The organism is Anaerolineae bacterium (assembly GCA_013178165.1).
Lineage (GTDB): Bacteria > Chloroflexota > Anaerolineae > Aggregatilineales > Ch27 > Ch27.
In genome coordinates, this window is sequence record JABLXG010000013.1 from 1 (window position 1) to 26,576 (window position 26,576).

20 protein-coding genes and 1 riboswitch are annotated in these 26,576 nt (G+C 62.7%); of the genes, 12 read left to right on the plus strand and 8 right to left on the minus strand.

The window, feature by feature from the left end; all coding sequences use genetic code 11:
- On the minus strand, positions 1 to 1,419 hold a 1,419-nt coding region (locus HPY64_09960), incomplete at its 3' end, for a hypothetical protein (protein ID NPV67456.1).
- Positions 1,420 to 1,693: 274 nt separating this feature from the next.
- Between HPY64_09960 and HPY64_09965 the strand changes: the two genes are divergently transcribed.
- Positions 1,694 to 3,547 (plus strand): ATP-dependent zinc metalloprotease FtsH, encoded by a 1,854-nt coding sequence (locus tag HPY64_09965; GenBank protein NPV67457.1) that lies wholly within the window; start codon positions 1,694 to 1,696, stop codon positions 3,545 to 3,547.
- 90 nt (positions 3,548 to 3,637) lie between these two features.
- On the opposite strand, the gene HPY64_09970 is transcribed toward HPY64_09965, so the two are convergent.
- A complete protein-coding gene (locus HPY64_09970) occupies positions 3,638 to 4,093 on the minus strand; it encodes an FHA domain-containing protein (GenBank protein ID NPV67458.1) in 456 nt (151 codons plus the stop codon).
- Between the two features lie 132 nt (positions 4,094 to 4,225).
- Here HPY64_09970 and HPY64_09975 point away from each other — a divergent pair, with 132 nt between their 5' ends.
- The gene (locus tag HPY64_09975; GenBank protein ID NPV67459.1) at positions 4,226 to 5,533 is read left to right on the plus strand and encodes a hypothetical protein; all 1,308 of its coding nucleotides are present in this window, start codon (positions 4,226 to 4,228) and stop codon (positions 5,531 to 5,533) included.
- A 238-nt stretch (positions 5,534 to 5,771) separates the two neighbouring features.
- Entirely contained in the window at positions 5,772 to 6,719 is a 948-nt protein-coding gene (locus HPY64_09980) for a ribokinase (protein ID NPV67460.1), read from the plus strand.
- Positions 6,720 to 6,751: 32 nt separating this feature from the next.
- On the opposite strand, the gene HPY64_09985 is transcribed toward HPY64_09980, so the two are convergent.
- Both HPY64_09985 and HPY64_09990 read right to left on the minus strand, forming a co-directional pair.
- Complete coding sequence (locus tag HPY64_09985; protein NPV67461.1) at positions 6,752 to 7,327, minus strand: FHA domain-containing protein; 576 nt, start codon at positions 7,325 to 7,327, stop codon at positions 6,752 to 6,754.
- 17 nt (positions 7,328 to 7,344) lie between these two features.
- Positions 7,345 to 8,943, minus strand: a complete 1,599-nt coding sequence (locus HPY64_09990) for a fused MFS/spermidine synthase (protein NPV67462.1) — start codon at positions 8,941 to 8,943, stop codon at positions 7,345 to 7,347.
- 226 nt (positions 8,944 to 9,169) lie between these two features.
- On the opposite strand from HPY64_09990, the gene HPY64_09995 reads away from it, so the two are divergent.
- The 4 genes from HPY64_09995 to HPY64_10010 all read left to right on the plus strand — a co-directional run bounded on the left by HPY64_09995 (position 9,170) and on the right by HPY64_10010 (position 14,876).
- Positions 9,170 to 11,062 carry a WecB/TagA/CpsF family glycosyltransferase gene (locus tag HPY64_09995; protein NPV67463.1) on the plus strand — a complete coding sequence of 631 codons (1,893 nt, stop codon included), beginning with the start codon at positions 9,170 to 9,172 and terminating at the stop codon, positions 11,060 to 11,062.
- Between the two features lie 80 nt (positions 11,063 to 11,142).
- Positions 11,143 to 12,033 (plus strand): NAD-binding protein, encoded by an 891-nt coding sequence (locus HPY64_10000; GenBank protein NPV67464.1) that lies wholly within the window; start codon positions 11,143 to 11,145, stop codon positions 12,031 to 12,033.
- A 71-nt stretch (positions 12,034 to 12,104) separates the two neighbouring features.
- Positions 12,105 to 13,289, plus strand: coding sequence for an aminotransferase class I/II-fold pyridoxal phosphate-dependent enzyme (locus HPY64_10005; GenBank protein ID NPV67465.1), 1,185 nt, complete (start codon positions 12,105 to 12,107; stop codon positions 13,287 to 13,289).
- Positions 13,290 to 13,397: 108 nt separating this feature from the next.
- Complete coding sequence (locus HPY64_10010) at positions 13,398 to 14,876, plus strand: glycosyltransferase (GenBank protein NPV67466.1); 1,479 nt, start codon at positions 13,398 to 13,400, stop codon at positions 14,874 to 14,876.
- Between the two features lies 1 nt (position 14,877).
- Here HPY64_10010 and HPY64_10015 read toward each other — a convergent pair whose 3' ends face one another.
- A complete protein-coding gene (locus HPY64_10015) occupies positions 14,878 to 15,906 on the minus strand; it encodes a flippase-like domain-containing protein (protein ID NPV67467.1) in 1,029 nt (342 codons plus the stop codon).
- Between the two features lie 240 nt (positions 15,907 to 16,146).
- Here HPY64_10015 and surE point away from each other — a divergent pair, with 240 nt between their 5' ends.
- The gene (gene surE, locus HPY64_10020; GenBank protein ID NPV67468.1) at positions 16,147 to 16,977 is read left to right on the plus strand and encodes a 5'/3'-nucleotidase SurE; all 831 of its coding nucleotides are present in this window, start codon (positions 16,147 to 16,149) and stop codon (positions 16,975 to 16,977) included.
- Positions 16,978 to 17,068: 91 nt separating this feature from the next.
- Here the strand turns inward: surE and HPY64_10025 are convergent, their stop codons facing one another.
- Positions 17,069 to 17,419, minus strand: coding sequence for a hypothetical protein (locus tag HPY64_10025; GenBank protein ID NPV67469.1), 351 nt, complete (start codon positions 17,417 to 17,419; stop codon positions 17,069 to 17,071).
- Positions 17,420 to 17,605: 186 nt separating this feature from the next.
- Positions 17,606 to 17,720: riboswitch (SAM riboswitch) on the plus strand.
- 114 nt (positions 17,721 to 17,834) lie between these two features.
- Between HPY64_10025 and HPY64_10030 the strand changes: the two genes are divergently transcribed.
- Positions 17,835 to 19,034, plus strand: a complete 1,200-nt coding sequence (locus HPY64_10030; GenBank protein NPV67470.1) for a methionine adenosyltransferase — start codon at positions 17,835 to 17,837, stop codon at positions 19,032 to 19,034.
- A 58-nt stretch (positions 19,035 to 19,092) separates the two neighbouring features.
- Here HPY64_10030 and HPY64_10035 read toward each other — a convergent pair whose 3' ends face one another.
- A complete protein-coding gene (locus HPY64_10035; protein NPV67471.1) occupies positions 19,093 to 20,223 on the minus strand; it encodes a hypothetical protein in 1,131 nt (376 codons plus the stop codon).
- 174 nt (positions 20,224 to 20,397) lie between these two features.
- On the opposite strand from HPY64_10035, the gene HPY64_10040 reads away from it, so the two are divergent.
- The 3 genes from HPY64_10040 to HPY64_10050 are packed head-to-tail and all read left to right on the plus strand — an operon-like array spanning position 20,398 to position 24,193.
- Positions 20,398 to 21,333, plus strand: coding sequence for a MoxR family ATPase (locus tag HPY64_10040; GenBank protein ID NPV67472.1), 936 nt, complete (start codon positions 20,398 to 20,400; stop codon positions 21,331 to 21,333).
- A 2-nt stretch (positions 21,334 to 21,335) separates the two neighbouring features.
- Positions 21,336 to 22,706, plus strand: coding sequence for a DUF58 domain-containing protein (locus tag HPY64_10045; GenBank protein NPV67473.1), 1,371 nt, complete (start codon positions 21,336 to 21,338; stop codon positions 22,704 to 22,706).
- Positions 22,703 to 24,193 (plus strand): DUF4129 domain-containing protein, encoded by a 1,491-nt coding sequence (locus HPY64_10050; protein NPV67474.1) that lies wholly within the window; start codon positions 22,703 to 22,705, stop codon positions 24,191 to 24,193. Before HPY64_10045 ends, HPY64_10050 begins: the two co-directional genes overlap by 4 nt.
- Before the next feature lie 80 nt (positions 24,194 to 24,273).
- Here the strand turns inward: HPY64_10050 and HPY64_10055 are convergent, their stop codons facing one another.
- The gene (locus tag HPY64_10055) at positions 24,274 to 26,349 is read right to left on the minus strand and encodes a tetratricopeptide repeat protein (protein ID NPV67475.1); all 2,076 of its coding nucleotides are present in this window, start codon (positions 26,347 to 26,349) and stop codon (positions 24,274 to 24,276) included.
- Positions 26,350 to 26,576: the final 227 nt, after the last annotated feature.

Genomic DNA, 26,576 nt, shown 5'->3' on the forward strand with positions numbered 1-26,576 from the left:
TATCTCGCCGCCAAGCGGGTCGCCATAACGCACCAGACTGGTGCAAAACGTGGCAAAGCACAGCAGTTGCGGCAGCTGGTACTTGAGATCGTCGGCAAATGGCAGACTCAGATACTCCGACTCAGTCATCGAGGTGAACGGCCAGGCCACCCAGACGGTAAACCCCTCGCCGGTCACATACATCATCTTAGAACCCGGTGCACTGCTGCGGGCCAGCGCCCGGAAAGGCGTCCCCCGCGGGATGGTGCCGATCCGCATTCGCGCACCGTGATCCAGATAGGCGTTCGGGTTAGCCGCTACGCCCGCTAGGTTGCCCAGGGCGGTTGCTACCGGGCGCGCGCCGCCCGCCTCACTCACCGCAGCCTGTCCCCCGCCGCCCACTACAGGCATCGATGCCGCCGCCAGCGCCTCCACGAAACGGCTGAGTTCCAGAACTACACGATCGCAGTAGTCCGGCGCCGAAGGCGACACACTGTCCTCGGCGCTGGTCTCCTTGCCCAGCAGCAGGACAAACGCCTGAACCTCCTCCGAACACTGGATCAACGGGTCGAAGAAGGTCCATCCATCCGGGCGCACCCCTACCCCCAGCTTAGCGTCGGCCAGCAACTCCAGATCGTGCCGGATAGCCCGCGCGATCTGCCAGTCCGTGCCGAATGTCTGCTGGCCGTACCAGCGATCTTCCGGTACCGGATTCCCGACCTGGCTGGAGGCAACCTTCAAGAGTTCCATATCCTGGCGAATGCTGAGGCTATCTTTGCCATCTGTCCAGCCAATCGGGAAGACATTCTCGCGGAAGATGCGGCGGCTGAGGGCGTTGAGATCAGCGCGGAGATCGCCGCTTGGTTGGGCCTGCTGTTGCACGGTCAGTTCCACAAACAGGGCATTCTGCTGGGCCAGCAGGGTGCAGTAGTCAATGCCGGGCTGCGGCGCTGGAAGCGAGTAGGCCAGGTTGGTGCGCTGGAACCACAACGCCAGCGCCTGTTCCTTGCGGGAGCAGCGCATCAGCGGATCGCCGCCAATCCACAGCGACGGTCGGACACCGGGGCCTAGCTGGCTATCGGCCAGCGCCTCCAGATCATGCCGGATATCGCGGGCCACCAGCCACGGCGTGCCCGCCTGAGCGCCAAACCAGTCAGCCGGCCGGCGATCCGGCCCCAGGAGCGTCCCGGCCAGCGTCTCTAGGTCCAGGCGCAGGTCCAGGGCGAAGGACTCCGCCCTAACATCAAACGAGTTCGTCCAGATGACCGGGCGGATACCCTCACCCAGGCGATCGTTGGCCAGCGTCTCCAGGTCAGTACGCGCTGCCAGCAGCAGCGCCGCGACATCACCCTGCCGGGACGGGGCAGCCAGACCCAGGCCGCTACTGGAGAGCAAGCTGCAGATCAGGACAAAGACCACCATACGGATTCGAGAAGCCACAGCACCGCTCCTTCGCCAGGCGCATAGGCCTAACCACGTCAGTGAAACCCATTATAGCATCAGCCACCATTTCGCAGGGCGAGCCGGGGCGTCCGGATTACTCATCAGCCATTCAGGTGCATCCTATACATATCTAATAGAGTTGCGGTATAGTCACGAGGTATAGTCAGTAGGCGCATATTCAAAGCCCAAAAACTGGATAACGTTTACTGCTTTCCGGAAGGATACAACTGTGGACAAGAACCCCAACGAGCCTCAGCATAGCGGGCCGATGATGTCGTCACGGATCTGGATATTCCTGGGCCTTGGCTTGCTCTTGATGTTGGGCCTGCAATTCCTGGCCAGCGGGACATCCGTGAGCAATGAAGTCTCGCTCAGCCAGCTGGCGGACGCTATCAAAAGCGGGAGTGTCACCCGTCTGGTAGTGCGGGCCGAGACCGACATTCTGGCCGAGTTGCGGGATGGCAGCGTCATCGCCAGCCGCAAGGAGCGCGCCAGCAGCATTTACGAAACGTTGCACGGCCTGGGCATCCCTGATGAGCGCATCCAGAGCCTGGATATTGCCATCCAGTCCGGCGATACGTTTGGCTCGCTACTGTTGAGCCTGATTCCTTTGCTGCTGCCAACTGCTTTGTTGGGCTTTCTGGTCTGGCGAATGGTTCGCACCGTGCGCATTGGACAGGACCAGACGCTGGGCTTTGGGCGTAGCCGGGCGCGTGTCGCCCGTGATATGGAGCGCCCCACCGTCACCTTCAACGATGTCGCCGGCGCAGATGAGGCCAAGCAGGAGCTTCAGGAGATTGTCGAATTCCTCCGGGAGCCGGATAAGTTCATCCAGCTTGGCGCACGCATTCCCAAAGGCGTCCTGATGGTTGGTCCGCCCGGCACCGGCAAGACGCTCATGGCCCGCGCTGTCGCCGGGGAGGCGGGTGTGCCATTCTTCAGCATCTCCGGCTCGGAATTTGTAGAGATGTTCGTCGGCGTGGGCGCCAGCCGGGTGCGCGACCTCTTTGACCGGGCCAAGAAAGAAGCGCCGGCCATTGTCTTCGTCGATGAGATCGATGCCGTTGGTCGCCAGCGCGGGACCGGCCTGGGCGGCGGTCACGACGAGCGCGAGCAAACGCTTAACCAGATACTGACGGAAATGGATGGCTTCGAGACAGGCACCAACGTGATTGTCATGGCTGCCACCAACCGGCCTGATGTGCTTGACCCGGCGTTGTTGCGTCCGGGCCGCTTTGACCGCAAGGTCATGCTGGACCGGCCAGACGTCAAAGGGCGCGAGGCTATCCTGCGCGTGCACACCAAAGGCAAGCCACTGGCTTCCGACGTTGACCTGGATGCGCTGGCCAGACTAACGCCAGGCTTTGCCGGGGCAGATATTGAGAATCTGGTCAACGAAGCGGCTATCCTGGCCGCCCGCCGCAACAAGCGGACCATCGGCATGCGTGAATTCCAGGAGGCCATGGAACGGATCATCGCTGGCCCGGAGCGCCGCAGCCGGGTGATCCAGCCCAAGGAACGCGAGATCGTCGCCTATCACGAGGCCGGTCATGCCGTGGTCATGCACTTCCTGCCGGAAGCTGATCCTGTGCACAAGATCACGATCATCCCGCGCGGCCAGGCGGGCGGCTATACCATGAGCCTGCCCGAAGAAGACAGCATGCTCGTCAGCCGGGAGAAGTTTGAGGATCAGATTGCCGGCCTGCTGGCTGGGCGGGCCGCGGAAGAAATCACCTTCAACCGGATCACTACTGGCGCCGCCAATGATCTGGAACGCGCTACTCAGATCGCGCGGGCGATGGTCACCCGCTACGGCATGAGCGAAAAGCTGGGTCTGCGCACCTTTGGCGAACAGGCTGGCAACATCTTCCTGGGCCGTGACCTGATGGAGCAGCGCAATTACAGCGAAGAGGCCGCGGTGCAGATCGACCAGGAAGTGCGCCGCATCCTGGATCACGCATACCTGCGTGCCAAATCCATCCTCCAGGAACACCGTGCCAAGCTGATCCGGGTCAGCCAGACCCTGCTGGAGCGCGAAACGATTGACCGCGAGGAGTTCGAGAACATCATGCGCAGCAGCCCTGAACCGGCTGCCGTGAGCACCGAGGCGGCGGTGGCCTCATAGGGTCACATGCCTCATAACAGACAAAACGCCCGTCCGGCTCAATCAGACCGGGCGGGCGTTCCTGTTTTCCCGTACCCTTGCCGCCAGCGATTAGTAGGGCGCGCGCACAAAGCGGACGATCATCCGGAGCCGCCCCAGTTCCAGTTCATCGCCGTCACGCAGGCGATACAGGCGTTCTGGTTCCAGCTGAAAGCCATTGATCCGGGTACCGTTAGTGGTGTTCAGATCTTTGACGTACAGTGCCGCCTCATCCTGCACGATAACCGCATGGCGGCGGGAAACCCCATGCTCTTTGCCACCATAAGACGTCAGATCCAGATCGGGTGTGAAACCTGCCAGGGGGTCCCGCCGACCGATGACCACATGCTCGCGGACTTCCAGCCCGATCGTTGTATGATGATCGCCGCCAAGATGCAACAGCAGACGCCATGGTGGGGCGAGTATACCGGTCCTGGGTGGCGTGCCGCTCTGTTGCAGCATCGGATGGACGCGCTCGCTCAACAGCACGGTATCGCCTTTGGTGTTCTTGGGGGGCAAGGTTAACATGGTAGTGCTCTGTAGATTGCTCGTGCGTATACGAAACCTTGAGCCTTCAGACAGGCTCAACACTACAATAGCACGTCAGGACAATCTTTCAAGTAGCCTGTAGTACCATATGTCCCGAACGCAAAGGACGGCATGATCCGGATACTCACGACCTTCCTCGCTATCCTGCTGGCAATCCTCGTTCTGATGGCTTGCCAGCCAGCGCCGCCCCCTTACCCCGGAATCGCTCCGTGGTCTGACGGGCTGCTCATTGGCCAGGCCCGCCGTCTGGACGCGCCAGCGGCAGCCTGGAACGGTCAGGCCTGGCTGGCGGCATGGGCGGATGCCAGTACGCTGTTCGCCCGCCAGGTCTGGCCAGAACAGGCATCTGCCACGCCCTCGCCGTTGCTCACCGACCGCCAGCCCTGGGCGCCGGTTCTACTCCCAGCAACTGACGGCGAGTGGCATCTGCTGTGGAACGAGGTAGACTCCTTTGAGCAAACTCACCTTTTCTCCGCTCACCTCCAGGCAGACAGTACGTTATCGCGCGGGCCAATGCCGGTGACCGCAGATGCTACCGGTTCGTCAGCAGCCGCACTGGATGGCAGCGGCGGGGTCATCATCCTGTGGGTAGCCACCGGCGGCGATCGGCCAGTCCTGTACGGCCAGCAACTTGACGCACAGAGTCGCCCCCTGGCCGGGCCAGCGCCACTTGTTGCCCCCAGCGCTGAATACCCGGCCCTGGCCCGCACGGCGGAAGGACGCTGGGTAATGGCCTGGCTGGCCCTTCCGGACAGCCCTCACAATCCGGCTGACAGCCGCGACGTGGTGATACAGATATCGGAATCGGTGTTGCCGTGGCAGGAACCAGGCAAGCCGGTGATCATTGGCCGCGCGACCTTGTCTGACCCGGCGCTGTATATCGAATCAGTCGCCCTTGGTCTGGACCGCTCGTTCGGCTACCTGTTTGTCAACCGCCGCGATGCCCGCAACTACGCGGCCCAAACAGAAGTCTACTCGTTCCCCCTTTCGGGTGGAGAAAGCAGTCTGCCCGCTAATGTTGCGCCGCTGCTGGTGCGCTTCCCGGCAGCAGCATCAGCCACATCCGGCTCCTTCACCACCGGCTTCAATACCGGCCCCGCCCTGGTGGCAGGCGATGTGGCTGATCCGGCAAATCTGCCTGCAGGCGGGGCATACCCTGTTCAGGGACAACATGAGGTGCTACCGGTCGCCTTCACTGCCGATCGGCGTCTGATCATCGGATACTTCCAGGGGGGGGTGCTGGCAGCGTACCAGAACGTAGCGACTGCCCCTGGCGCGATCGGCGGCCTGAACCTCTCCGCCGATCGCGACCGGCATCTGACCATCGCCTGGACCAGCCTGCCTCACTCGTCTGAAGATCCGGCATCTTTGCTCCTGAGTACTACCCGGCCCATCAGCGCCCCCTCGACCCGGCCATGAGCGGTAGTTTCCTCACTGGTCTGAGCACCCAGAAAGCAGGGGAACAGGCGCGTCCCCCGGCGGTGCTTATCTCGCGCTGCTTCGCTCTCCGGCGCTGCCAGCCGGCGCCGCTGCCAGGCTCTGTCTGTATCCTGAAAGGTGCCAGTCTTGGAATATCGCCGAAGTATGTTACACTGCTGAACGTACCTGTGCCGGATCCAGGCGTCGCCCGCCGCTGCAAAATCCAGGGAGTACCACCATGAGCTTCACGTTTGAACATGGCGAATACGTGCTGGTCGTTGGCTCGGCAGGCATTGATGTCAAAGGGCGACCAGACTACAACCCTGTCAGCGGCGCTTCGGTGCCCGGTCGCATTCGCAGCAGCGTCGGCGGCGTCGCACGCAACATCGCCGAGAATCTCGCCCGCCTGGAAGTACCCACCCTGCTACTTTCCGCCGTTGGCGATGATGCACCGGGCCGCCGGGTGCTGGATCGCTGCGCTGAAGCTGGCATTGACATCTCGCATGTAAAGATCGTCCCCGGTGAGAACACTGGCCACTATATGGCCATTCTGACCCCTGATGGTCAACTGAGCATGGCGGTCAACGACTACACCATCACCAGTACCATCAATGCGGCTTACCTGCTGGAACACGAAACACTGTTTCCTCCTGCCCAGATGATCATTATCGACGCTAACCTGGAGGATCGGACGCTGGTTACGCTGTTCGACCTGGCCGCCAAGTATCGCGTGCCAGTCTGCGCCGATCCCACCACCCCGTCGCTGGCGGTGCGGCTGCGGCCATTCCTGAACCGCATCATGATGATCACCCCTAACCTGATGGAAGCGGCGGTGCTCTGGGGACGCTCAAGCCTGACCTACACCCCCGAAACTGCCCTCAGCGCGGCCCAGTTCCTGCTGGAACGCGGCGTACGCATCGCAGTGGTAACGCTGGGCGTGCATGGCCTGGCTTACGCCAGCGGCAGCGACCGCGGCCTGATCCCGGCAATTCGCACCGAAGTTGTTGATGAAACCGGCGCCGGTGATGCCCTGACGGCTGGTGTGATTTTCGGACTGCTCCATGAGGTCCCGCTGGATGAAGCGTTGCGGCTGGGTGTATCAGCGGCTTCCCTGACCCTGCGCTCGCGGGAGACCGTGGTCAAGGAACTGAGCCAGGAACTGCTGTACGATCAGCTGGTCTTCTAGGACTGTCGGTGATTCCACCTGCGCAGAGGCCGCTATTCGTGATGGCCCTCCGGCTGGAGAAAATGGATCTGTAGCTTGAGCTGTCCCAGGCGGATTTCATCCCTGTCGCGTACAATGCGGGGCTGGTTGGGCATCACCCGCAGCCCGTTGAGAAACGTGCCGTTGGTGCTGCCCAGGTCGGTCACATACAGCGAATAATCCTTTAGCCCCAGCTGGAGATGCTCCCTGGAAACACCCATCTCCGCCGCCCCATACGGTGAAAGATCGAGGTGTGGCATCGGCAGGTCTGGCCCGGCCAGGCGCCCCAGGATCAACGTGCCTGTCTGCTGGACATCCAGTTTGAGCGTTTCACCGCCGGGGATCACGACCGCCACGACCTGAGTATGCTCGTCAATGCGCGCCTCGCCCCAGCGCGGTTCATTGTGAGGCGGTTCCGGAGGAACCTGGCGGGTCTTTTCGGGTGGCGTTATCCCCTCCGGCAGCACCGTCGTTGTCCGCAGGGCGTCATCCGTCCTGGCAGGCGGCAACGGTGCGGCGCAGGCCCAGCATTCCGGCGCGCCAGCGCGGTTTCGGTATCCACAGTAAGTGCACACCACACGGCCAGTCACACAGCACCCCCGCTCCGCTATCCCTGAATCTGAGATAGATTGTCCGCCCCCAGGATAAATTCCAGAATCATGGTGTTGATCATCGTTTCGACCGGTGCGCGTTCATCAGTGAAGATCGTTGTCGATGGCACGACTTCCGCCAGCGACTCGGCGGCCAGCGTCAGGGTATCCCGCAACAGTGGATGGGCGTCCGCTGGTAGAGCCTGCCGGTTGCGGATGAGATTATCAGCCGTCGTCGGGGTCTGCGTCCCCACCAGCAGCGTATTGAATGAATAAGGCACATCGATGGCCTGCACGGTCGGGTAGACCTGCAGCATGGTCGCAGCAATGGCATCGACAAAACGGCGGTCGGAAGCAGCCCGCCCGACATTGATCATCACCACGCCCTGCGGGGCCAGCTTTTCCCTGACCTCTGTGAAGAACTCCACCGTAGTCAGGTGCCAGGGAATATACGGGACCCGGTAAGCATCGATGGCGATCAGGTCATAGCCGCCGGGCAAGTGGGCCAGCCCATAACGCCCATCGCCGACGATCACATTCAGATTGGGCATGGTCATGCCAAAGAATCGCCGCCCGGCTTCTACAATGCCGGGGTCAATCTCGATGCCATCGATGGCAACTGGCCCGTACACCGCTGTGTATTGCTGAGCGATCGTACCCGCCGCCAGACCGATGATCGCGATCCGGTCGATGGTCGCCGGGTCAACACCGTCATTAAAGTAGGGCGCGGCCAGGAACATATCCCAGGTAGCGCCGGTCTGCAAATGCTCTGGATGGTAGACCGAATGCACCCCCTGCCCTTCGTTGAGCATCAACAGGCGCGTCCCGGCCGGCTGGCGGGAGACGATCATCCCCGGATTGACCTCGACAACCTGCACGTAGTTGTAAGCAGTCTCTTTCTCATAGAGCAGCGTTGTTCCGGCGGGCGCCGGTTTGACCGGCCCCCGGATGCCCGCCGCCAGTAAGATCAACAGCAGTACTGGCATCCAGGCGTGCAGCAGGGCGCGACGCGGGGAAAGGCGGTAAAGCCCCAGCAGGGCCGCCGCTAGCAGGATCAGCGCAAATAAGCCAAACGTCCAGGCTGTGCCTATTGCCGGGATCAACACCAGCGTCGGCGCAAAGGTGCCCAGCAGGCTGCCCAGGGTAGACACAGCGTAGACCTGCCCCGCTGCCCGGCCCGCCGTGGCCGTATCTGAGATGGCCAGCCTGACCACAAAAGGCGAGACGCATCCCAGCAATATCATCGGCACCGCGAACAGGATCGCCACGCTCAGCCCCACCACGATTAACACGGCAAGATCCAGGTTTGCCAGCGCAAACGCGGAGGCCATTCTGAGCATCAGGGGACGCGCTACTACCGGTACCAACCCTGCAGCCAGCGCCGTCCAGGCCAACAGCCGGAAGAATGTGACAGGCTGTGGCGAGCGATCCGCCCACCGGCCGCCAAGCACATAGCCTAGCGTCAGGTACACCAGCACCAGCGTGATCACCGCCGCCCAGACGATGTCAGCCGTGCCCAGGATCGCCCCGATCAGGCGGGTGATGGACATCTCAATGCCCAGCGTAGTCATCCCGGCGACAAATGCTGCGCCGTACAGCAATCGTCTTGAAAGCATGTGCTCGCTGATCCCGTTGTCTGTGTCTGCTGCGGTATTCTGGCGAACTCTCATGGGTACCGTACATCAGCCCCGGCCTATTGTCAAAAATGGCTGGGGTTTGTTGTAAGCGGTAGTCCGAATCTGCCGATTTCTCCGTTCATCGGGTACACTTCTCATGCAATTGTTTTTATTCTTGACTATACGAAAACTTGATCTCGATTTACAGGGGAAACGCGCCCTGACAATGGCTATCTCGCCTGCTACCTCCCACAAGTGGCTGGTGGTCAAACTGGCCGACATCGGCGACCTGCTGACTATCACGCCCGCTCTAAGCCTGCTGCGTGCAACCCGGCCCGCAGACACGGTGCACATCCTGACCACCGCTCACAGCGCCCCGATTCTACCGCCCGATCTCTATGACGAGATCATCCTGTTCGACAAGTTCGCCTTCGATCGCCCACGCGATCTGTTCCACCCGGCCAACCTGCAGGGTGCGCTGGCGCTGGCTCGCCGCCTGCGCCGCGAGCGCTATGATACCGTCCTCATCCTGCACCACCTGACGACGCCTTTTGGCGCGTTCAAGTACGCGGCACTGGTCCTGGCTAGCGCCGCGCCCCGCCGGATCGGTCTGGACAATGGCCGCGGCTGGTTCCTGACCGGGCGGGTTCCCGATCACGGATTCGGCGTGGTCCACGAAGTCGTCTGCTGGCTGCAGGTAGTCAACCTGGCGCTTGGCGCTGCGGCAACTTCGCCATTGCGTCCGCCAGATTTCCCCCTGCGCGTCCGGATCACCGCCGCTGACCGCGCCTGGGCCGCCGGGCGGCTGCCGCAAGGTAGCCGCCCCCGCATTGCCATTCACACAGGCAGCGGTGGCTATGCGCCCGCCCGCCGCTGGGACCCTCTTGCCTTTGCCGCCGTCGCCGATCAACTCCAGCAGCGACTCAACGCGCACATTGTGCTGGTCGGCGGGCACACCGACGGCGTCGAACTCACCCGTCAGGCGATGGCCCACACACCAACCGACCTCTCTGGCAGTACTACCCTACCCCAGCTGGCCGCTGCCCTAGAAGCCTGTGACCTGTTCATTGGCGCAGATAGCGGTGTGATGCACCTGGCAGCTGCCGCGGGGACACCTGTCCTGGCCCTTTTCGGGCCGAGCAACGCCGCTGCCTGGGGGCCCTGGTCGGATCGCGCCGTCATCCTGACCGGCGGGAGCCGCTGCAGCCCGTGCAGCTACATCCTCAGCGCGGTGGGGCAGCGCGAAGGTTGCCCGGCCCGCACCTGCATGCGCCTGATCACGCCTGAAGCCGTTGTGGCAACCGCTGAGAACATACTTGCCGGGCGTAACGTCGAGGGCGCGACGCTCTCCACACAGCCGGAGCATCACCGCCTGCGTATTCTGGGCGTGCCTGTGGACGCCATCACCTGGCAAGACCTGCGGCGCACTATCACCGCCTGGATCACCAGCGACCGTCCGCGCCAGATGTGCACCGTCAACCCGGAATTTGTGATGGTCGCCCAGCAGGACATCAACTTCTACAACATCCTCAACCGCGCCGATCTATGCGTCGCAGATGGTCAGGGGTTGCTGTGGGCGGCGCGATACCTCGGCTCGCCCCTGCCGGAGCGCATCACCGGCTCGGATGGCGTCCCGCTGATCGCTGGCTGGGCAGCGGAAGCGGGCTGGTCGATCTTCCTGCTGGGCGCAGCGGAAGGCGTCGCGGCGCGGGCGGCGGCTATCTTGCAGGAAACGTATCCGGGCCTGCGTATCGCCGGGACGTATGCCGGCAGCCCGGCCCCGCAGGATGAAGACGACATCGTCGCGCGGATCAATGCCAGCGGCGCGGATATCCTGTTCGTCGCCTACGGCGCACCGGCGCAGGACAAATGGATCGCCCGTAACCTGCCCCGCCTGCGTGTCAGGGTGGCCGCTGGCGTGGGAGGCGCATTCGACTTCATCGCCGGGGTACAAAAGCGCGCGCCGCTGGCCTGGCGACGCCTGGGTCTGGAATGGCTCTACCGCCTGACCCGCCAGCCCTGGCGCTGGAGGCGGATGACCCGCCTGCCCCGCTTCGTGCTGGCGGTCCTCTGGCGCGGGCGGCGCGGCCCGGCCCGCTTTGAAGGTCCGCGCCGCTGATCCGGGATGCATTTTCGCCTCCTGAGCGATAGACTTATGGCCGCTAGCCTGATCGGCATAGAACCCAAGGAGTTACACGCATGAAGACAGTCGGGTACATCGGTCTGGGGCTGATGGGTGCCTCTATGGCCCGCAACCTGATGAAGGCGGGTTACCCGCTGGTGGTGCACAACCGCAGCCGGGCGATCGTCGACCAGCTTGCCGCAGAGGGTGCAACACCCGCCTTTTCGCCCAAAGAAGTTGCAGCCCAGGTCGATGTGGTTTTCACCAATCTGCCCGATTCGCCGGATGTGGAACAGGTCGCCCTCGGCCCGGACGGGATCATCGCCGGCGCGCACCCGGGCCTGATCTTTGTTGACAACAGCACCATCAAACCGGAAACCGCCCGTCACATTGCCGCCGAGCTGGCTCGCGCCGGCATCCGGGCGCTGGATGCGCCGGTCAGCGGCGGCGACATTGGTGCGCGGGCCGGGACGCTGACGATCATGGTCGGTGGGCCGGTCGACGCCTTTGAGGAGGTATTGCCGCTGTTTCAGGCAATGGGCAAGACCATCACCCATATAGGCGAGAGCGGCGCCGGTCAGGTTGCCAAGGCCGCCAACCAGATTATGGTCGCCGCGCAGATGGCCGGCATGGCCGAAGCGCTGGTGCTGGCGCAGAAGAGCGGCGTCGATCCGCGCAAAGTCGTAGAAGCCATCAGCAAAGGCGCGGCGCAATGCTGGGCGCTTGACACCAAACCGGCGCGCATCTTCCGCCGGGAACTGACCCCCGGTTTCAAAGCCTACATGCAGCTCAAGGACCTGAACATTGTGCTGGATACCGGCGGCGCCTACGCCGTCCCGCTCCCGGTGACAGCCGCCATCCAGCAGCTCTACCGGGCCATGATCGCCGCCGGGAACGGTGACCTGGACAACAGCGCCGTGATCACGGTGTTGGAGGCGCTGGCTGGTGTGACCGTCGAATCGTCCTGACTGCGACTGACCGTGATGTGTTCTGATCGCTGTTGCGCAATCATGCAGGAACCGGGCTATGCTGTGGGGTGATGATCATGAGATTGATGGCTGAGCGGGTGAGTAAACTGGGGCCGAGTGTTTTTGCGGAAATCAATGCTCTGGCGCGTCAGCATCAGGCGGTCAACCTGGGGCAGGGCGCGCCGGATTTTGACGCGCCGCCGGAAGTCATCCAATCCGCAGTGGAAGCGTTACGCTCCGGCCAGACGGCCTGGTACGCGCCCTCCACCGGCACCCCCGCCCTGCGGCTGGCCGTCGCCGAACATGCGCGTCGTCACTACGGCCAGCTGGTCGATCCTGAGACGGATGTGCTGGTGGTCGCCGGGGCCTCGCTGGGTGTGTTCTACGCCATACTGGGCCTGGTTAACCCAGGCGATGAGGTCATCGTCTTTGAGCCATTTTTCGATACCTATGTGCCGAATATCGAGATGGCCGGGGCTGTGCCCCGCTATGTCACCCTGCGCCCCCCGCGCTGGGCATTCGACCCGGATGAACTGGCAGGGGCTTTCAATTCCCGGACGCGGGCCATCGTGGTCAATACGCCCCATAACCCCACAGGCAAGGTTTTCAGCCGGGAAGAACTGACGATCATCGCTGAGCTATGTCAGCGCTGGGATGCGGTCGCCATCGTCGATGAGGTCTACGAGCATCTGCTCTATGATGGCACGACGCATGTACGGCTGGCCACGCTGCCCGGCATGGCCGAACGCACGGTGACGCTGAGCAGCGCCGGCAAGACTTTCGGCGTGACCGGCTTCAAAATAGGCTGGTGCATCGCCCCATCAACCCTGCTGGAAGGGGTCAGGCGCGTCCACGAGTTCAGCATGTTCGCCACCGCCCATCCCTTGCAGGAGGCGGTGGCGACCGCCCTGGCTTTCCCGCAGTCGTTCTATGACGATCTGCGGGCTTTTTATGGATTGCGTCGGAATATCCTGTTGCGGATAATGCGTCAGGCCGGACTGGACGTGCTGTTGCCGGATCAACTGGGGGCATTCTACCTGGTGGCGGATTTTAGCCGCGTCTTTTCCGGGGACGACCTGGCCTTCGCCCGGCATCTGGTCACGGCGTATGGCGTCGCCTGTATCCCGCTCACGCCCTTCTATAGTCCGGAGCACCGCACGGACGGGCAAAGGCTGGTGCGCTTCACTTTCTGCAAACGTGAGGATACACTGAGGGTAGCGGAAGAACGCCTGAGTCGCCTGCAGGCACGGAGCTGATCAAAGCGCAGATAACCAGCGGTTCCAAACAGGTTGGCCTTTCATCACGTGGTAGCTGGCTGCTCGGGCCTGTTCGAGGAGGATCACACCGAGCAAGACACATCACTTATGCATATCCTCATTGGAGTCCTGGTTGGCCTCTATGTGGTTAGCGCGCTTTTGCTCTCACTTTATGCCCTGGGCGCGCTGGTGCTGCTGGTGTTATGGCGGTGGGGGCGTGCTCGCCCTATGCCGCCATCAGTAATCCCCGCCGACTGGCCACGTGTGCTGGTGCAACTACCGGTCTATAACGAACGGGCGGTTATCGCACGCCTGGTCGACGCTGTGGCGGCTCTGGATTACCCGCGCGATCGCCTGTTCGTGCAGGTGCTGGACGATTCAACGGATGAAACCAGCGAACTGATCGCCCGCCTGGTTGCTCACTACAGCGCGCTTGGCTACGCAATGGTGCACCTCCGGCGGACAGAGCGCCGGGGGTACAAAGCCGGGGCGCTGGAAGAGGGCCTCAAGCAACAGAGCGCCGACCTGGTGGCGGTGTTTGATGCGGACTTTGTCCCGCCACCTGATTTTCTACGGCGTGTAGTGCCGTTCTTCTGCGCTGATGAACAGCTGGGTATGGTGCAAACGCGCTGGGGCCACCTGAACGCGCTGGAGAACGCCCTGACACGCGCGCAGGCGTTGAGCCTGGACGGGCACTTTGCGATTGAACAGGCGGCCCGCTCACGGGGTGGACTGCTGCTGAACTTCAGCGGATCGGCGGGTGTATGGCGCCTAGCCTGTATCAAGGCAGTGGGCGGCTGGTCCGCGGCGACACTGGCTGAAGACCTGGACCTGAGCTATCGCGCCCAGCTCAATGGCTGGCGCTTTCTGTATTTACCGGATGTCGTGGTGCCCGCCGAAATCCCCCCACAGATTGCCGCATACACGCAGCAACAGAGCCGCTGGGCCAAGGGCACTACACAGAACCTGCTGCTCCACGGCCCGACGCTATGGCGCAGCCGCCTGAACCTGTTGCAGAAGTTCATGGGGACCCTACACCTGGCCCAGTACCTGACTCATCCGCTGATGCTGTTCCTCCTGCTCCTTACGGTGCCATTGTTGCTGGCCGGTAAGCTAGGCAGCCTGCCGCTGGCGTCGCTGGGGTTGCTCGGTTTTGCCCCGCCAATGCTCTACCTGGCCGGGCAGATGGCCTTGTATGATGATTGGCCTCGTCGCATCCTGATCTTCCCTGTACTGATGGGACTGGGAACCGGGCTGGCCCTGCGTAACACATTGGCTGTCCTGGCGGCACTGCGCGGTGAACCGAATGAGTTTCGCCGAACGCCCAAGTTCCGTAACCTTTCCTGGCGGCAGAGCAGCTATGCCCTGCAACAGGGCTGGTTGCTGCCAGGGGAAGTCTTCCTGACGCTGTATGCCATACTGGCAATGAGCCTGGCCCACCAGCATGTGCCGTCGCTGGCGCCGTTCATGGCCGTGTATGTCTTCGCCTTTGGGCTGGTGAGCGGCTGGAGCCTGCTGGAGGGCCTGCAACTCCACTGGCGCGCCAGGACAGAACAGGTTTCTGTGCGCAAACGGGTATCCGCGTGACTCAGCTGGCGGCGTCGGTTGAGGTTCCGGGAGAACCCACCGTGATCATGGCTCCCTGCCGGATCTGGCTGACCGACAGCCCCAGAGACAGGATGCCCACGATACCCCACAGGGTATAGGTGACGACCGCTCCGGCGTGCCAGACAACCGCGTAAGCGGCGGCTACTTCCTGGGGCGTACGAACGGTCAACAGGGCGAAGATCGCGGCGGCTTCAAATGGGCCGACACTGGCCAGCGTAAAAGGGATGATGATGCTGAATGAGGCGGCCACCACCGACAGGCTGAGCGCCGCCCGCATTTCTGCGCTCTGCGGCAGAGCGGGGAAAACCTGGGCCAACACCCATGACCCGGCGACAGAGAGCGCCCAGGCCAGGGCCGTCCACAGGATGGTCGCCAGCAGGCCGCGCCAGGTAGTCAGCGGGCGCAGGCCCGCCAGCAGGCGGGTGAGAAGATCTTGCAGCGGAGCACGGTTCAGTAATGGCAGCGGGGCGCTCAACCGCTGCAGGAAACCGAGCGTTCGCTCAGGGGTGTGAGCCAGCACAAGCAAGAAAGCAAATCCAACAACCGCCACCGCGCCCATCAGCAATCCGCCGTTGACAGCGGCACGGTCGATGGTCAGCACGGGCAGCACAGCAACCAGCAGGATGACCACTGCCAGCATGTCAATGATCCGTTCGGCGACGACGGTGCTGAGCGCCGCCCAGCCTGAGGGACCTTCCCCATCGCGGCTGACCAGATAAGCGCGGGCCAGGTCTCCTGTACGGAAAGGGAGGGTGTTGTTGATCAGAAAGCCGATGTTGAGTACATGGAAGGCGCGGCTGAAGCTAACCTGCCCTCCCAGCAGAACTCGCCAGCGTATCGCCCGTACAGCCAGACCTAGCGTCCAGATTCCAGCTGCCAGGAGCAGAAAGCCCCAGCGAGCGCTGGCCAGCGTTCGGCCCACTGCAGACCAGTCCAGGTCACGCAAAGCCAGCCATAAGAAGAGCAGGCTGAAGACCAGACCCAGCGCCAGATTTCGCCAGCGTTTCATGGAGCCGTCCTATCCACCATGCCCGGCAAGGCAGCGAAATAAGGAACCAGGGCGCGCCGGGGCGGTTCCATTGTACCGGCCCTTGCCCGCCCTGCCTACAGCCATTGCGCACCGGTTGTCCGTGCTGGCAGCTGAGGCGTCCGGTCTTAACCGGTTCTTCGGGCAATGTTCATGGGGATTTAATCGCTCAGCCGTAAAATAGATATTGCAAGTCCGCATGAATACTGAGATAGCGAGGTTATGTTGAGCGAGCAGCGTCCGTTAGTACTATTCACCAACGACGATGGAATCCAGTCACCCGGCCTGTGGGCAGCGGTGGAAGCGCTGGAAGATTGCGCCGATGTGCTGGTCGTTGCCCCCCGGGAGCAGCAATCCGGTATGGGGCGCAGTCTGCCGGTCACCAGCGAGGGGCGGATTTACGAGCAGAGTCGACGTGTCAACGGCAGGACGATCACCGTTTACGCGGTTGACGGCACACCGGCCCAGGCGGTTCAGCATGGCGTGCTGGAGCTGGCGCCGCGCCTGCCTGCGCTGGTAGTGTCGGGGATCAACTATGGGGAAAACGCCGGGAACGGTGCGACGATCTCCGGGACGGTAGGCGCTGCCCTGGAGGGAGCCAGCCTGGGCATCCCGGCGCTGGCGATGAGCCTGCAAATGCCCAAAGATCTACACCTGACATATGCTGATGTCGATTTTTCCGCGGCGGCGCATTTCACACGTCTGTTCGGGACATGGCTGCTGGAAAACCGGCGTCTGCCGGACGATGTGGACGCCCTAAAGGTGGATGTGCCGGCAGGGGCACGACCGGACACACCGTGGCGGGTGACCCGGCTTTCCCGGCGGCGCGTCTACTGGCCAACGCGCCCGGAGCGAATCGCGCTGAACGACATCGGCAAGCTCGGCTACGAGTACATGGCCGATCCTGCGCGGGCCGAGCCGAACTCGGATGTCTACGCGGTTCTGCACGAAGGGGTGGTAGCGGTAACCCCGCTCAGCCTGGATATCACCTCGCGAACCGATCTGTTCCGGTTGCAGCAACTGATCCGGGGTGAGTTGCGCTACGGTGAATAACGCCGCTGGCATAACCAGACAAAAACGGGACGTACCGGTCAGGGCGTCCCGTCAGCGGCGCAAACTTGCGGGCGCAATTTGCGGGCGCAGGTTACAGGTCATCCAGGTCGCCCCGATCCAGGGCGATCTGGAACGCGCGGCCAATGAGGACGATACTCTCTAGCCAGGTCGAGATTTCATCCTCCTCAAAGTGCTCTTCCAGCACGTCGACGATTGACTGCGGGGTCAGCCTGAGAAAGATCTCAGTGGTCAGGCAGGACATCGCCTGCCAGACCGCGTCACGCGATTCGGGTGGGTCCCCCTCCAGGAGGTTATCCAGCCAGCGCTCAACAATGGGGTGAATCTGGGTGCAGGCCGAGCCTTCGGTCAGCTTGAGGTTGGCAAGCTCTTCGAACTCCTCCAGCCATTCCAGCCGTCGGGCGTTGTCCTTGCCCTGGTCCATGCGCGCACCTCCTTGCCTGCTCAACCCAAGTGTACCCGGGGGGGCGGAAAAAGCAATACTATTTGGCTGAACTGGTGGTAGGCACGCTACCGCCAATGGGTCGGATCGGCGGGTCGAGCGGGTCGGATGGCGCTTGACAATCGCGCGGCGAGCGTGGTACCATCCGCGGCGTTTAACAACTGATATGCGTCATCCAGAGCGGTGGAGGGACCGGCCCAGTGAAACCGCGGCAACCCTTGGCCTGCACAGGCAGGCTAGGAAGGTGCCAAGTCCGGCAGGGAGACACCCTGACAGATGATGGCTTTAGTCGAACCTGTCAAGTCTCTTGTCTGCCGCAAGAGGCTTTTTTTTGCCCCCACCCAACCAGGCGATCAGCCAGTAAGGAGTAAGACCTGTGAGCAGCAACAGCACCTTCATGACATCGCCCCATTTCTTCTTTACCTCCGAAAGCGTCACGGAAGGCCACCCGGACAAGCTGTGCGACCAGATTTCCGACGCCGTCCTTGACGCGATCATCAAGGACGATCCCAACGCGCGCGTGGCCTGCGAGACAGCGGTCACCACCGGGCTGATCCTGGTGATGGGGGAAATCACGACCAGCACGTATGTCGACATCGCGACAATCGCTCGCGATACCGTGCGCGACATCGGCTACACCCGCGCCAAGTACGGCTTTGATGCGGAGACGTGTGGGGTGATCGTCTCCATCAAAGAACAAAGTCCCGACATCGCCCTCGGCGTCAACCGGGCGCTGGAGGCCCGTGAAGGCCAGATGTCCGACGCCGAGATCGAAGCAATTGGCGCGGGCGATCAGGGCATGATGATCGGTTTCGCCTGCAACGAGACACCTGAATACATGCCCCTGACCATCAGCCTGGCCAACAAGCTGGCCCGCCGGCTGGCGGAGGTGCGCCGCAACGGGCTGCTGGATTACCTGCGCCCGGATGGCAAGAGCCAGGTCACGGTTGAATACGCCTATGGCAAGCCCAAGCGCGTTGACACGGTGGTGGTCAGCACCCAGCATGCGCCCGATGTTGCCCAGGAACAGATCCGGGCCGACGTGATCGAGCATGTCATCCGGGCGGTGGTGCCGCTGGACCTGCTGGATGACCGCACCCGCATCTATGTCAACCCGACCGGGCGCTTCGTCATTGGCGGCCCAATGGGCGATGCCGGTCTGACCGGACGCAAGATCATCGTCGACACGTATGGCGGTGTCGCCCGGCATGGCGGCGGCGCTTTCAGCGGCAAGGACGCGACCAAGGTCGACCGTTCCGGCGCCTATATGGCCCGCTACATCTGCAAGAATCTGGTCGCAGCTGGCCTGGCGGAGCGGGTGGAACTGCAGGTCAGCTACGCCATTGGCGTGGCCCGGCCTACCAGCCTGGCGGTGGAAACGTTCGGCACCGGGCGCATCAGCGACGAGAAGATCGTGGAGCTGATCCGCGCCCATTTCGATATGCGTCCGGCGGCCATCATCCGCGATCTGGGCCTGCGCCGGCCGGTCTTCAAGCAGGTGGCGGCTTACGGCCACTTTGGCCGGGATGATCTTGACCTGAGCTGGGAACGCACCGATAAAGCCGAACTCCTGCGCCGGGAGGCCGGACTGGCCTAGCAGCAGGTGTTTCCGCCACTGGCAAAAGCCCCGTCACCGCTGGCGGGGCTTTTTGCGTTCACTCACGTGGTTTGCCGGGCGCAGGCGTGGGGAGACTGAGGGTGAAGGTACTGCCCGCCCCTTCTTCACTCTGGAAGCCAATGCTCCCCCCCATCGCTTCCAGTTCGACCCGGGCCAGATACAGGCTCAGGCCGTATCCTTCAACAGCAATCACCTGGGGCTGGCGCGCGCGCTGGAACGGCTGGAAAACCCGATCCTGCTCCGACTGGCGAATCCCGCAACCCTGATCGATCACGCTGATCTGGACGCTATCGCCGGTACGGCTGGGGACCGCCGTCAGGATAATGGGCGTCTCGACGGGGCTATAGCAGGCGGCATTACGCAGCACATCGCGCAGGATGTGGGTCAGGTGGGCAGGAGATGCCAGGATTTGCAGGCGATCTGGCACGGTCAAGGCCAGGCGATCGCGCAGGTCGATTGACCCCATATCAGGATCAACCAGCGATTCCTCAGCGAACTCGTCCAGCAAGTCCTCAATGAAGTTAGCCAGGTAAATCTTGCAACGCTGTTCACGGATCTGCTTCTTCAGGTCACCGGTGCGGATGGCCTCCATCCGCTCCAGCTGGGTGATCAGGCGCTGCAGCCGCGCCGTATGGGCGGCAATGATCCCGGTGAACCCCATGACCCGCCGGGCCAGCGCCTGGGTTTCCGGGTTGTCAGCATGCTTGTGCAGCAATTGCGTGACCAGTTCAGCGTGGCCCTGGGTGGCAGAGATGACCATACTGGCTTCCCGGCGGAAGATGGCCGTCAGTTGCGTGAGAGCTTCCCAGGCTGGCTGGTCAAAGCTGAACAGTGTCAGGGTCGCGCCACCGGCGCCGTAGATAACCGCTATCCAACAGGAGACGGTAGCCCCTGAAAAGTGGGCATGGAAGCGAATCGGGTTGGGTGTGCGCCGCGCCTGATCCCGCAACAGGTTCAGATCAGGCGGATTACCTTCGTAGGGGGCCTGCATCAGCGCCACCAGAGCTTCCCAGCCTCCAGCGCGGACAGCCGGCAGATGCTGCCCCAGAATCGCCCGCGCCGCCAGGTTGTCCAGCAGCAGCCGGCCATCGGCGTCAAATAACAACACGCCCTGCCCCATGCCGTCAAGAAGGGCACGGTAGTCGATCGGTGAGGATGCGTTAATCATAGGTTCTCCATCCAACGCGCCGGAGCGTAGCCCTGATTATGGCTATACCTGGCCAGCCTGCGCAACCGTCTGACGGCCAGGAAAAATGTTTGGGGGCGGGCGGTTCTGCGGGTTATACTCGTCGTGTTTACAGAGCAGCCGCTTTTGTCTCGGCATTAGATAGGATGAAGCCTCATGATTGCGGATACTGCCCGGCGGATACGTGAGAATGTGCAGCGCGTTATTGTGGGCAAGACAGACATCATCGATCTGGTGCTCACAGCCATTCTGAGCGAAGGGCATGTGCTGCTGGAAGATGTCCCTGGCACGGGCAAGACCACGCTGGCCAAAGCAATCGCCATCTCGCTGGGCGCGACCTTTCGCCGGATTCAGTTCACCCCGGATTTGCTGCCCAGCGACGTCACGGGCATCAGCTTCTTCAACCAAAAGACGCAGGAGTTCGAGTTCCGCCCCGGCCCTATCCTGAGTCAGGTGCTGCTGACCGATGAGATCAACCGCGCCACACCGCGTACTCAGAGCGCCCTGCTGGAAGCCATGCAGGAGCGACAGATCACGGTTGATCTACAAACCTACAAATTGCCCAGGCCGTTCCTGGTGCTGGCCACTCAGAATCCAATCGAACTGGAAGGGACCTTCCCGCTGCCGGAGGCGCAGATCGACCGCTTCCTCATGAAGGTCGACATTGGCTATCCAACCGAACAGGAGGAACGTGATATTCTAACGCGCTTCCGCCTGTCCGATCCGCTGGAGAGCCTGAAGCCGGTCACCGATCCTGAGACAGTATTGCGCATGATCGCCGGGGTGCGCGAAGTGCGCGTAGAGGCGAGCGTGCACAACTACATCGTGCAGGTCATCCGCACCACACGGGAGCATCCAGAAGTCGATCTGGGCGCCAGTCCGCGGGCAACCATGGCCCTGTACCGCACCAGCCAGGCCTGGGCAGCCATCCATGGCCGCGACTTTGTCCTGCCGGATGATGTCAAGAAGCTGGCCCCATACGTGATCACGCACCGCATCATGCTCAGCCCGCAGATGCGCCTGCGCGGGCGCAAGCCGGAAGAGATTGTGACTGATATCGTGAGCACAGTACCTGTGCCGGTGGAAGTGTAGCTGTGGCGCTGTTTGACTTTGAACAGGCAGAAAAGGAGCTTTTGAACGGTAGCCGCCGGGTGGCCGAAGGGGACTCCGTGCGCAGTTTGCTGGATCATCGCTGGGTGGGCATGGCCCTGCTGTTGTTTGTGGTGGGGGGGATAGTCCAGAACCTGGCTCTGGTAACCCTGACCGGGTTCATGCTGGTGGTAGTGAGCGCGGCCTGGCTGTGGAGCCGGGGGGCGCTCAACCAGGTGACGTATCGCCGCCAGTTTGAGCATCGCCGTGTCTTCCCCGGCGAGATGCTGGAAGTCCAGATCATTGTAGAAAATCGCAAGTTGCTCCCGGTGGGCTGGCTGCGCGTTGAGGATGAATGGCCGCTGGCCTGCGCACCGGCTGAGGAAGGCCGTCTGGATGAAGCGCCCACGCCGGAGATCGGCTATCTGACCAACACCTACACCCTGCGCTGGTATCAGCGGGTGCGGCGGAGGCTGCCTGTGGTGGCCCGTCAGCGCGGCATCTTCACTATCGGCCCGGCTTACGCCCTCTCCGGCGATCCATTCAACCTGTTTGAGCGTGGCCGCGAGCTGCGCCACCCGGACTACCTGATCGTCTACCCGGAGATCAAGACACTGGAAGAACTGGGCCTGCCGGTCAAAGACCCGATCGGCGACATGCGCGTCCGCCAGCGCCTGTTCGAAGACCCCAACCGGATCATGGGTGTGCGCAATCACCAGCCGGAAGATGACCTGCGCCACATTCACTGGAAAGCCACAGCGCGAACTGGCACCCTGCATACCCGGGTCTACGAGCCGACGCGCAGCGCTAATGTAGTCTTTTGCCTGAATGTGGCGACTTTTGAGCGGCACTGGCATGGCTTCTGGCCAGACATGCTGGAATATCTGGTCAGCACAACGGCATCACTGGCCTCCTGGGCGACAGAGCAGGACTATGCCGTAGGCGTGGTGGCCAACGGGACGCTGGCCCACGCTGACCAGCCCTTTCGCGTGCTACCGGGCCGCAACCGTCTGCAACTGACGCGCATCCTGGAAACTCTGGCCGGGGTCAGTTACATCGTCACGCAGGACTTTGGCGCTTTTTTGCTGGAGGAAAGCCCACACCTGCCATGGGGGGCCACACTGGTGCTGATCACGGCTTTTGTCAACGAGGCCCTGCAGATGGCCATCCTCCGCCTGCGTGACAGTGGCCGCCGGATTGTCCTCCTGACGCTGGGCAAGGATGCGCCACCAGACATCCCCGGCATCCTGATCCATCATCTGCCGATCCAAAAGGAACCGCCGGTGCTGGAATCAGAGTCCGGGGATGAAGAAGAAGCCCTGACGCCTCGCCAGCGTTTCCTGCGCGAACGCGCCCGGACGGAGGCACAGCCGTGAATCTGTTCCTTCGCCTGCACGATCCTTCCCTGCCCTACGTCCGTCCGCAGCTCCGGCAGGAAGCCACCCATCTGCTGGCCGCCCTGACCGAAGCGATGTGGCTCGCCCCTTGGTTTGTGGTAGTACTCTCCGGGGCGCAGGGCGCCGCCCCGCCACTGGTGCTGTTCTATGTAGCGGCCAACATCGTCGCCGCATTGCTGATCGTGCGGCTGCTGGATTCCCGTGGCATGTGGGAGAATCTGCGGCAAATCGTCTTCGTGGCGGCGCTGATCCTGGCGCTGCTATACACTGTGGGCGTGATGTTCCCCCCGGCCCGGCAGGCCACAACCGTGACCGCAATCAGCGACAATGTTGATCCAATCCCGATGGTGACGGTGCCACCGTTCATCCCGGCGCTGATCATGATCGGGCTACTGTGGTGGCGCGGGCTGCGTCTGGCGCTGGTGCCGCCAACACCGACGCGGCTGGCGTTTGGTATGCGGCTGGGCATCCTGTTCTTTGCCGCGGCCTCACTGGTGCCGGTCGCCCGACCGGTGATGCTCTCTGCATTACCGCCCTTCTTCTTCTTTGGTCTGCTGGGAACCAGCCTGGCCCGCGCCATCGCCCTGCGCGAGTCCGGCGGCGTGGCGGTAGCCTTTGGGCCGCGCTGGACGGCCTTCATGATCCTGGCTGTGAGCGGGATCACATTGCTGGGCGTGTTGATCACCGTGCTGGTGGGCGGCCTGGATCCAGCGACCTTCAGGCAGTTACTGGAACCGCTGCTGGCCGCCGTACTCTTTCTGTTCACATTACTGATGATGCCCGTCTTCCTGGTGCTGGGCGTGGTTGTGGAGGCAATCGTCAAGGCACTGACAGCCAGCGGCGTACTGAGCGAGGAAGAAGTGCTCGGTCTGGGATCGTTGATCGAGCAGGGCGAGCCACAGCAGACAACCCGGCTGGAGGAACTGCTCCGCCGGCTGCAGGACTTTCTGGCGGCTATCGGCGGCATCGAGACCTGTCTGAGCATTCTGGCGCTGCTGCTGATCGTGGCGGTGATCGTGCTGACCCTGCGACGGCAACAACGGGCCGCGCTACAGGAGGGCGAGGAGCGCGAAGATCTGGAAGGGGACATGCTGGGCAGCCTGCGGGATATGTTCCGGCGGGGCGTGGATGCAGTCAACCGGGCGCTCAACACGATCGGTCAGTTTGGCCTGGGGCGCGACCTGCTGGCGGCGTTGACGGTGCGCCGCGCCTATGCTCAGATGGTACGCCAGGCCAGCAAGCTTGGCTATCCACGCGGCACTTCCCAGACGCCCTACGAGTATCGCGTCGTCCTGCAAGCCGCTTTTCCGCAGGCGCAGGAGGCCATTGATGTCATCACCGAAGCCTACGTGCGCGTCCATTATGGCGAAGCGCCGGAGACTGAAGAGGCGCTGGCAGCCGTGATCCGGGCGCTGGAAGGCTTCAAGGCTGCAGCAGCGGTGGCAGCACAGGCTGGGTCTGGTTAATAACCCACGCTACCTGATCCTGAGGGGGCAACAAAATGGGGGACAGGCGCTCTGTCCCCCGCTGCGTTATCGGTACGCGCTCAACTCTGCCCTGCCAGCACTTCGAGGCGGGCGACGGCATCCGGCAGGAAGGGGTAGGCATAGATACGGCCCCAGCGTTGCACCCAGTCATATTCGCGGGCCGCTTCTTCTTCATTGCCCAGCGCCTCCTGGATACGTCCGCGCAGATAGTGGCGCGAGCCGGATTCCTGGGCAGCCAGCGCCGCATCGATATCGGCCAGGGCGCTGCGGTACTGCTGCTGTTCCAGCAGGATACGGGCGCGGTACTCCAGCGCGACTGGTCGCAGATCAGCTGCCAGCACCGTCGGGAAGCCGCCAGCCAGGATGTTCAACGCGTCGCGGAGCGCCCGGCGGTAGGCTTCCTCGTTGCGCGGGTTAGCGCCATCAACCAGAGCCTGCGCTTTTAACAAACGCAGATCGTAACGGCCCGGCGTATCTGCAAGCAGAATGTCAAGGTCCTCGATCGCTTCGCCAAAGCGCCCGGCCAGGTAAGCGGCGCGGGCACGGCCTTCCCGCGCAGCGACATCATCCGGGGCAACGTCCAGAATGGCGGTATAGTCAACATAGGCGCGCTCTGGCTGGTGCAGGCGGGCGTAAAGCGCCGCGCGGGCCATGAGCGCCGGGAATTGCTCCGCCGTGATCTGCGCAGTGTTGACGGCGCGGCTGTAAGCGTCAATCGCGAGCGTGTCGTTGCCTTCCAGTGTGCGCACTTCGCCCAGCAACGTCCAGCCCTGGATACTGCCAGGATACAGGAACAGGTAGTCCTGCAAGTGCAGCACAGCCAGCCCGTAATCGCCAAAAGCGATATCGGCACGGGCCTGGAGCAGGTAGGCTTCTTCGGCGCTGGGATCAATGTAGAGCGCCACACGTGCATTCTGCTGCGCCTCAGCGGGCTGGCCGCGCAGCAGATTCAACTCGCCACGCAGCAGCCACAGGTTAACATCCGCCGGATGGCGATCCTGAGCTTCATTGAGGAGACGGCTTGCTTCCTGGTAGTTCTCGGTAGCCAGTGCGTTCCGAACCAGCGTATAGTATGGCTGAACCAGGGCCGGATCACCGGTCAGGGCCAGGTCTGCTTCCTCGTTGGAGGCTCTGTAGTTCCCCCTGGCCGCGTAGACATAGGCTAGGCCGGCATGCAACAGCCCCGTATTAGCGCCCAGGCGCTCCAGCCGCTCGATGCCTTCCTGAAGCACGCGCTCGGCGCGTTCGGTATCGCCCAGGTTGGTCAGTGCGATCGCCTCATAGTAGAACGGGTTGGGGTTGTTGCTGGTTTCCAGAAGCGTTTCCCGCAGCGCGGAAAGCGTGGGCAGGGCGACACTGTCACGCCCGGCGTCGATGAGCATCACGGCTTCCTGAATGACACGCCCTTCCAGAAAACGCGGATAAACTGGCGTGATGGTCATCCCAACGGATAGATCGCCTCTGGGCAGGCTGGGATCGATCGCCGGGCTGGGGGTATACGTCAGGCGCGGTGTGGGTGAAGGCGTCGGCGTGAAGCCCGGCGTGGGCGTGGGCGTGACGGTTGGCGTGTGGCTGGGCGTCCAGGTAGGAGCCAGGGCAATCGCGCTGGGATTGGTACTGACGAAGTACGCGCCAGCGGCCAGCAGGCCGACAACCAGCAACACCGGAACGACGCGAATGGCGATGGTGAACAGGGTAGCCGCCCGCTCGCCGGCGCGGTTGCGCCGCTTGTGTACCCACTGGATCTGGCTGTAGGGGTCTTCCCGTTCTGTGGCAGCCTGAATGATCGGGCCGAGCGCACGCTGCGCCGCCTTGATTCGTTCCGGCGTCGGGCGGGGAACGTTGGAAGTGACAGGTCTGGCGGCTGCCTGAGGCTGGTCACCGGTGGCAATGCCCAGCGCCTGTAGCCCTTTGATAGCTAGCTCGTTCTGTGGATTGATCTGCAAAATCTGGCGCAGGCAAAAGATGCGTTCCTGGTTATCCTTGGCTACGCTGGCCAGCCACAACCAGGCTGTCTCGTTTTCAGGATCGAGGCGGATGGCGGTCTGTAGCAGACGCCGCGCTTCTTCCGTCTTCTTGGCTTTGGCAGCGGCGATTCCCTGTTGCAGGTATTGAATGGCTTGTTCCCCGGACATGCGGCCATCCCTGTCCTTTGTGCGCCAGGCTCAAGCGTATGCTTCAGCGCTTACGCTGCAGCCATTGTACACTAACGCCCGCACAGCCCACAATTGCCCGTATTCTTTCACGCAAAATGTTACCGAGGGGGTACGGTTCACTCAAAAGAAAACGTCACCGAGGGAGAACATTTCCTGCTGGTGTGCCAGGCAGAACGGGTCCACAGGAAACACCCCGCCCGTGACCA